This is a genomic window from Hamadaea sp. NPDC051192, assembly GCF_040682475.1.
Classification (GTDB): Bacteria; Actinomycetota; Actinomycetes; order Mycobacteriales; family Micromonosporaceae; genus Hamadaea; species Hamadaea flava.
Window position 1 is genome coordinate 1 of record NZ_JBFBAZ010000246.1, and the last position, 6111, is coordinate 6111.

At 71.4% G+C, this 6111-nt stretch carries 6 protein-coding genes and 1 pseudogene; 3 read left to right on the forward strand and 4 right to left on the reverse strand.

The genetic code is table 11. The features are described 5' to 3' along the window. Positions 1 to 417 (reverse strand): annotated as a pseudogene (locus AB0M47_RS41740) (sugar isomerase); the annotation flags it as partial. Next, positions 414 to 1997 (reverse strand): glycoside hydrolase family 9 protein, encoded by a 1584-nt coding sequence (locus AB0M47_RS41745; RefSeq protein WP_363424317.1) that lies wholly within the window; start codon positions 1995 to 1997, stop codon positions 414 to 416. The pseudogene AB0M47_RS41740 and the gene AB0M47_RS41745, both read right to left, overlap by 4 nt. Before the next feature lie 37 nt (positions 1998 to 2034). On the opposite strand from AB0M47_RS41745, the gene AB0M47_RS41750 reads away from it, so the two are divergent. Further along, on the forward strand, positions 2035 to 2754 hold the full coding sequence (locus AB0M47_RS41750; RefSeq protein WP_363424320.1) for a GntR family transcriptional regulator: 720 nt from the start codon (positions 2035 to 2037) through the stop codon (positions 2752 to 2754). A gap of 22 nt (positions 2755 to 2776) precedes the next feature. Here AB0M47_RS41750 and AB0M47_RS41755 read toward each other — a convergent pair whose 3' ends face one another. Together AB0M47_RS41755 and AB0M47_RS41760 are read right to left on the reverse strand one after the other, a co-directional pair. Continuing rightward, entirely contained in the window at positions 2777 to 4174 is a 1398-nt protein-coding gene (locus AB0M47_RS41755) for an MFS transporter (RefSeq protein ID WP_363424322.1), read from the reverse strand. Positions 4175 to 4326: 152 nt separating this feature from the next. Then, positions 4327 to 4701 (reverse strand): DoxX family protein, encoded by a 375-nt coding sequence (locus AB0M47_RS41760; RefSeq protein WP_363424325.1) that lies wholly within the window; start codon positions 4699 to 4701, stop codon positions 4327 to 4329. Positions 4702 to 4804: 103 nt separating this feature from the next. On the opposite strand from AB0M47_RS41760, the gene AB0M47_RS41765 reads away from it, so the two are divergent. Both AB0M47_RS41765 and AB0M47_RS41770 read left to right on the forward strand, forming a co-directional pair. Further along, positions 4805 to 5311, forward strand: a complete 507-nt coding sequence (locus AB0M47_RS41765; protein WP_363424327.1) for a MarR family transcriptional regulator — start codon at positions 4805 to 4807, stop codon at positions 5309 to 5311. After that, positions 5304 to 6059, forward strand: a complete 756-nt coding sequence (locus AB0M47_RS41770) for a 3-keto-5-aminohexanoate cleavage protein (protein WP_363424330.1) — start codon at positions 5304 to 5306, stop codon at positions 6057 to 6059. Before AB0M47_RS41765 ends, AB0M47_RS41770 begins: the two co-directional genes overlap by 8 nt. The last annotated feature ends 52 nt before the right edge of the window (positions 6060 to 6111 follow it).

The following is a 6111-nucleotide window of genomic DNA, read 5'->3' on the forward strand; positions in this document are numbered from 1 at the left end:
GAAGCCGACGGTGGAGGCGTACGAGTCGGGCTCGTCGCCTAGGCCGACCAGATGCTCGGCGAGCACGGCCAACGGTGAGTCGCCGACGTTGACGACCGCCACCGTCGCCGCCCGGGTCTGCTCGAACGCGGCGATCGTCTCCGAGCTCTTGCCGCCCTGGGACGCCGCGATCAGGACGTCGGCGTCGAAGGCGGCCGGATACTCGGCGACCTCGCTCGCGAGCACCCGATACGCCGGTACGCCATACCGGCGCAGCGCCTCGACGGGTACGGCCAGAGCCGCGTACGAGGCGCCGATGCCGCAGAAGAGCGGGCGGCGTACCGGGGGCAGGTCGAGCGAACCGCGCAGGCGGCTGACGATGCGGTCCAATGCCTCGGGCTGCGCGGCCCGGCCTTCGGCGTACGAGATGCGGGTCATGCGGGGGTGTCCTTTCGGAAGGCGGCTCCGGTGGCCACGGCCAGCAGATACCAGCCGGAGTGCGGGATCCACTGTTCGGCCCAGCGCCAGGCGTCACCCGTCGGCGCGTCCGGTGGCAGGAAGGCGATGTCGTGTTCGTCGGTCCAGCCGGAGGTGATCCCGTTGACGATGCCGCCCGGCTTCGGTGGGAAGTCGGCGGAGTAGACGGCGTTGTTGCGCCCCTTGCCGTCGATCATGCAGACGTCGAACGGATTCCGCCCGGCGATCCAGGCCAGCTGGTCTTCGGCGAAGGCGACCAGTTCGGCCCGGCGTCCGGCGTCGTGCCGGGCGCAGGCGTACGCCGCCGCCGCGAGCGAGGCGATGTTCGCGTTCTCCCCCTGCCACCAATAGCCGGTGTCGTTGACATGAGGGAAGAAGTAGGCGCCCGCCCGGGGATGACCGAACGGGTTCGCGGCGTTGTGCGTACCCGTGAGAAACGCGGACATCGCTTGGAGCGCACCGGAAGCGGCCCACGTGGCGGTGGGCTGGACCGCCGCGAACCGCAGGAGCGCGAGCACCGGCAGGCCCGATTCGGCCGCGTGGTGGAACGGGCGGCCGGCCACGGTGAACCAGCCGTCGCGGCGCGCGAGCAGGGAGCGGGCGCGGCGTTCGGCGGCCGGTGCGGCTTCGGCGTGCCCGGCGGCGAGCAGTTCGGCCGCGGCGAGCAGCGCGCAGTAGTCGTCCACGATGGACTCTTGCCCGTCGAACAGGTACTCGCGGTTGTGGACTTCCAGGTGTTCGAAGGCCTCGATCGCGACGGGCAGCAGGCCGGCGTCGTGGGCGGACGCTCGGGCGAGCGCCGCGATGGCGAGCCCGCCGCCTTGCCGATAGCCGGCCTGATACCGCGACGTACGCACACAGTCCTGCAGTGGCGCGGTGACCACCCGCTCGTCGAGCCGCTTGGTCAGCGCGTCGAAGACTCCGGTGTAGAAGTAGCCGTCGGGCGACCGGAAGCGGCGCAGGAAGTCCGCGCCCCACATCGCCTCGTCGAGCAGCGCGGGGTCGCCGGTCTCCGCATGCGCGACCAGCATCGCCCACACGCACAGCGGGATCTGCTGGGGGCTCATCGTGCTGGTGTAGGTGAGGTGGCTGAGGAACTTGCTGGTGTCGCCGCTGGCGTCGAGCCAGCCGCCGCTCGCGTCGACGGTCCGGCCGAGCGGGTCGTCCCAGAGCGCGGCGTGGCGGTCTTTGGCGTCGATCGCGCCGCTGGAGCGCATGGCCCGGAAGTAGCCGACGACGTCGGGCAGCGTGGCCAGGTACGGGTCGGCGGTGATGTCGAAGGGCTCGGACGCGACGCCGTCGGCCACTACGCGGTACGAGCCGGGCGGCAGGCTGACCGGCAGGTCGATCCGGGTGAACGGGCCGAGGTGCCAGCGGTCGACGTGCTCCGCCGGTCCGACCGTCAACGGCGTACGCGTCGGCCCGACCAACTCGGCGGTGCTGGGCGTCCCGGCGACGACGACCGATTTGGGGCCGTACGCCGGGTAGCCGAGATGGGAGATCAGCACCTGCACCCGGCAAAGGTATGCGGTGGTCTGCACTTCGTCAAGATCGGTATGCGGTGGTATTGTCGCTGCCGTGACCGCCGCACCTCTTTGGGCGCAGACCGCCGACCAGATCCTCGGTCAGATCGCCCGCGACGGGCTCGGCCCAGGCGACCGCCTGCCCGCCGAGCGGGATCTCTGCGAACGCCTCGACGTCTCCCGGGTGACGCTGCGCAAAGCGCTGATCGAGCTGGACGAACGGGGCCTGGTCACCCCGTCGCACGGGCGGGGCTGGTTCGTGGCCGCACCGCAGGCGGCCGTCCGCGAATGGCCGCAGGAGCTGGAGTCGTTCAGCGCGACGGCTCGCCGCAAGAACCTGACGCCGAGTTCGCTGGTCCTGACCCAAGAGGTACGCCCGGCGACCCTGGACGAGGCGGAGGAACTCGAACTGCCCGCCGGGACGCCGCTGCTGCACCTGCGGCGCGTCCGGCTGCTCAACGGCGTACGCGTCGCCGTCGACTCCTCGTTGCTGGCGATCGCCCTCGCGCCGGGGCTGGTGGACGTCGACTTCACCGAGGCGTCGTTGTTCACCGAACTGGCCGCCCGGGGCGTCGCACTCGGCCGGGCCGACGTCGCGATCGAGGCCCGGCCCGCCGACGCCGAGCTGGCCGGGCACCTGGAGCTGACCGACGGCGCCGCCGTGCTCTTCCTGCACCAGGTGGTCCTGTCGGCGGAGGGGCGGCCGGTGCTGCTCTCGGTCGTCGCGTACGCCGGATCGCGTTATCGGCTGCGGACCAGCTTCACGACGCAGTGACCTCTCACAAAGCGGTGGCTTTTCACGACGCGGTGACCCGGGCTTCGGCGCGTTCGTGCAGCACGTGGTCGACGTCGGCGATGTCCTGAGGCGAGGTCTTCGAGGCCAGCCAGTACATGACACCGGTCGGGATGAAGAAGACCTGGAACAGGGCGAGCCCGGTCGCGTAGTTCCAGGGCGGGGGCAGCCCTCGCGACAGCGCGCTGAAGACGACGCCGACCAGGCTGTTGCCGGCCGCCCGGCCGACGCCGTTGGCGAGGTTGCCGACGCTGTAGACGGTGCCGCGATGCTCGGGCAGGTTCACGTCGGCGATCAGGGCGAACCAGTTCGGCGAGTTCGCCGAGGACAGCGCGAGGGCGATCAGGGCCATCACGGCAGCCAGCCCCATCAGCGGCTCGGTGACCAGGCTGCGCAGGACGCTGGCCGTGACCCCACCGGCTCCGGCGTCCTCGGCGATGTCGACCTGGAGCGGCAGGAAGAACAGGATCACGTAGAACGGGATGCCGGCGAGGACGCCGACCGCCGCCACCAGCGCCCGGCCTCTCGGCGTACGCCGCTGCAACCGGTCGCCGACGAGGCCGCCGATGATCGACAGCGCCCCGCCGAGCTGGAAGATCGTGGCGAAGATGGTGCCGATGACGATCGCGGTGTCCTGCGGGTAGCCCTGCGCCTCCGCCTTCGCCTGGAGCAGGCGGGGCAGCCAGACGAGCGAGCCGAAGGTCAGCTGCGCCGTCACGCCTTGCAGCACCAGCCAGATGTTGGTCCGGTGCCGGGCGATCTTCGGCAGGTCGGCGCGGCTGATCCGGTAGTCGTACTCGCCGCCGGCCTCGAAGACCTCCTTGAGCGCCGGTTCGCTCTGCCCCCGGCGGATGCTGGCCGTCGGCAGGTACGCCGCCGTAGCGCCCAGCCCGATCACCGCCAGCAGGGTGAACGGGCGACGCCAGTCCTCGGCGCCGAGCACCCCGCCCATCAGCGTTCCGGCGAGCGTGCCGACGCCCTGGGACAGCCCGAACAGGCTCATGATCAGGCCCCGGCGACGCGGCGAGATCAGGTCGCTGACGACCGAGAAGCCGACCGAGCCGACCGCACCGAGGCCCACCGCCGCCACGAGCTGCCCGGCGAAGAACGCCCCGTAGTTCGGCGCCTGCGCGGTGCCGAAGGTGCCCGCGGCCCAGATCGTCGTGCCGGCCATCAGCAGCCAGCGCCGGTTGAAGTGGTCTCCGGCGTACGCCCATCCGACGGCCACCACGGCCGAGACGAGGAACCCGGTCGCCGTGACCGCGGCGATCGCCGCCTCCGGCACGTGCAGGGCGGAGCCGATCGGGCTGTACAGCGGCGGCACCAGCCCGGCGGCGACGTTGTCCAGCGAGGCCAGGATCACGAACACCACGACGGTGTAGAGCCGGTGCACACGCTGCATGTCCGAAGATCCTACGGACCGCCGTGGCGGTCACGCCCCCTGTGGGCGTCTGATCGGGTCCCCCGCGGCCCGATGCCAGCCCGAGGTCGGCCCGGTGCCAGCCCGAGGTCGGCCCGGTGCCGGCCCGAGGTCGGCCCGGTGCCGGCCCGAGGTCAGAAGGCGTACGGGCCGAATCGGCCCCAGACCACCACCACCGCGAGCACCAGGAAGACCAGGTTGATCGGCAGGGCGTTGGTCTCCTTGCGGCGGGCGTGCACGACGATCGCGCCGACCATGATCACCGCGAGCCCGAGAGCGGCCAGCGGCACGAAGATCGGGGCGACGTCGAGCAGCGCGGGCAGGATCAGGCCGATGCCGGCCAGCAGCTCCAGCGCGCCGATCGCCTTGACCGCGCCCACCGAGTAGTCCTCGGTCCAGGCCAGGCCCTTCGTGGCCAGCTGGGCTTTCGGCTGGGTGAGCTTCATCAGGCCGGCGCCGAGGAATGCCAGCGCGAGCAGGCTGGCGACGATCCAGAGCACGACGTTCATGGGGATCCGTTCGTTCGATGACTTGAACCTTCAAGCGAACCGTAGCGGCAGTTACTTGAAGCGTCAACCGCCGGAAATGGGGCCGCCGGGTACGATCGTGCCCATGGGGACCCCGGCCGAGGCTCGCTGGCTGAGCAGCGAGGAGACCCGCAGCTGGCTGGCATTGAACGCGGTCATGATCAAACTTCCGTTCGCGCTGGACGCGCAGCTGCAACGCGACGCCGGGCTGAACCACTTCGAGTACCAGGTGCTCGCGGGGCTTTCCCAGAGCCCCGGCCGCAGCATGCGCATGAGCGACCTGGCCGTGCTCGCCAACGGCTCGCTGTCGCGGCTGTCCCACGTCGTCGGCCGGCTGGAGAAGCGCGGCTGGGTCCGCCGCGAACCCGATCCCGACGACGGCCGCTTCACCCTCGCGCTGCTCACCGAGACCGGCTGGGACAAGGTCGTGGCGACCGCCCCGGGCCACGTCGCGGCCGTCCGCAAGTACGTCTTCGACGCGCTCACCCCGGAGCAGGTCCGCCAGCTCGCCGAGATCGGCGCCCAGGTGATTCACGCGATCGACCCCGGGGACAATTGCCTCGACGTCTACGCCCCCGCCGCCGATGACTGATCCGCTCGTCCGCCGCATCCAGGTGTGCCTCAACGGCGGTCGCTCGGCCGCCGACCACCCGGCCGTCCCGATCACGCCCGCGCAGCTCGCGGTCGCGGCCCAGGACGCCGTCACGGCCGGGGCCGACGCCGTCCATCTGCATCCGCGCCGCGCCGACGGCCAGGAATCCCTGGCGTACGCGGACGTCTCGGCCGCTGTGCACGCCGTTCGATCAGCCTGCCCGGGTACGCCGATCGGCGTCACGACGGGACTCTGGATCACCGACGGAGACGCCACGGCGCGCCTTCGCCTGATTCGGGGCTGGATCGACGGCGACCCGGACGGCCTGCCCGACTACGCCTCGGTGAACCTCTCGGAGCCCGGATTCGACGAGCTCACCGACGTCCTGCACAGCGCCGGGGTCGCCGTCGAGGCCGGCGTGTGGTCGCTCGCCGACGCCGACCGGCTGGGACGCTCGCGGCATGCACAGGACGTGTTACGCATCCTCGTCGAGGTCATCGACTTCCCCGCCGACACGTGCGAGGCCGAAGCGGACGCGATCCTGGACCGGCTGCGGGCGTACGCGTTGCGCCCACCGGTGCTGCTGCACGGCGAGAACTCGTCGGCGTGGCCGTTGATCGGCCGAGCCGGGCGTCTCGGGCTCGCCACCCGCATCGGCCTCGAAGACGCGTTAGCCGGGCCGACCGGCGATCCCGTACGCGACAACGCCGAACTGGTCCGCGCCGCGCTCGCCCACCTCTCCCGCTGACCTCCCTTTCCGGCTGGATCAGGGTTCTAGGTCGAATCATGTCCCATGATTC

Coding starts and splice junctions, on each gene's coding strand:
- AB0M47_RS41755 (WP_363424322.1), bottom strand. CDS start 4,174: ATGCAGCGTGTGCACCGGCTCTACACCGTCGTGGTGTTCGTGATCCTG.
- AB0M47_RS41760 (WP_363424325.1), bottom strand. CDS start 4,701: ATGAACGTCGTGCTCTGGATCGTCGCCAGCCTGCTCGCGCTGGCATTC.
- AB0M47_RS41765 (WP_363424327.1), top strand. CDS start 4,805: ATGGGGACCCCGGCCGAGGCTCGCTGGCTGAGCAGCGAGGAGACCCGC.
- AB0M47_RS41770 (WP_363424330.1), top strand. CDS start 5,304: ATGACTGATCCGCTCGTCCGCCGCATCCAGGTGTGCCTCAACGGCGGT.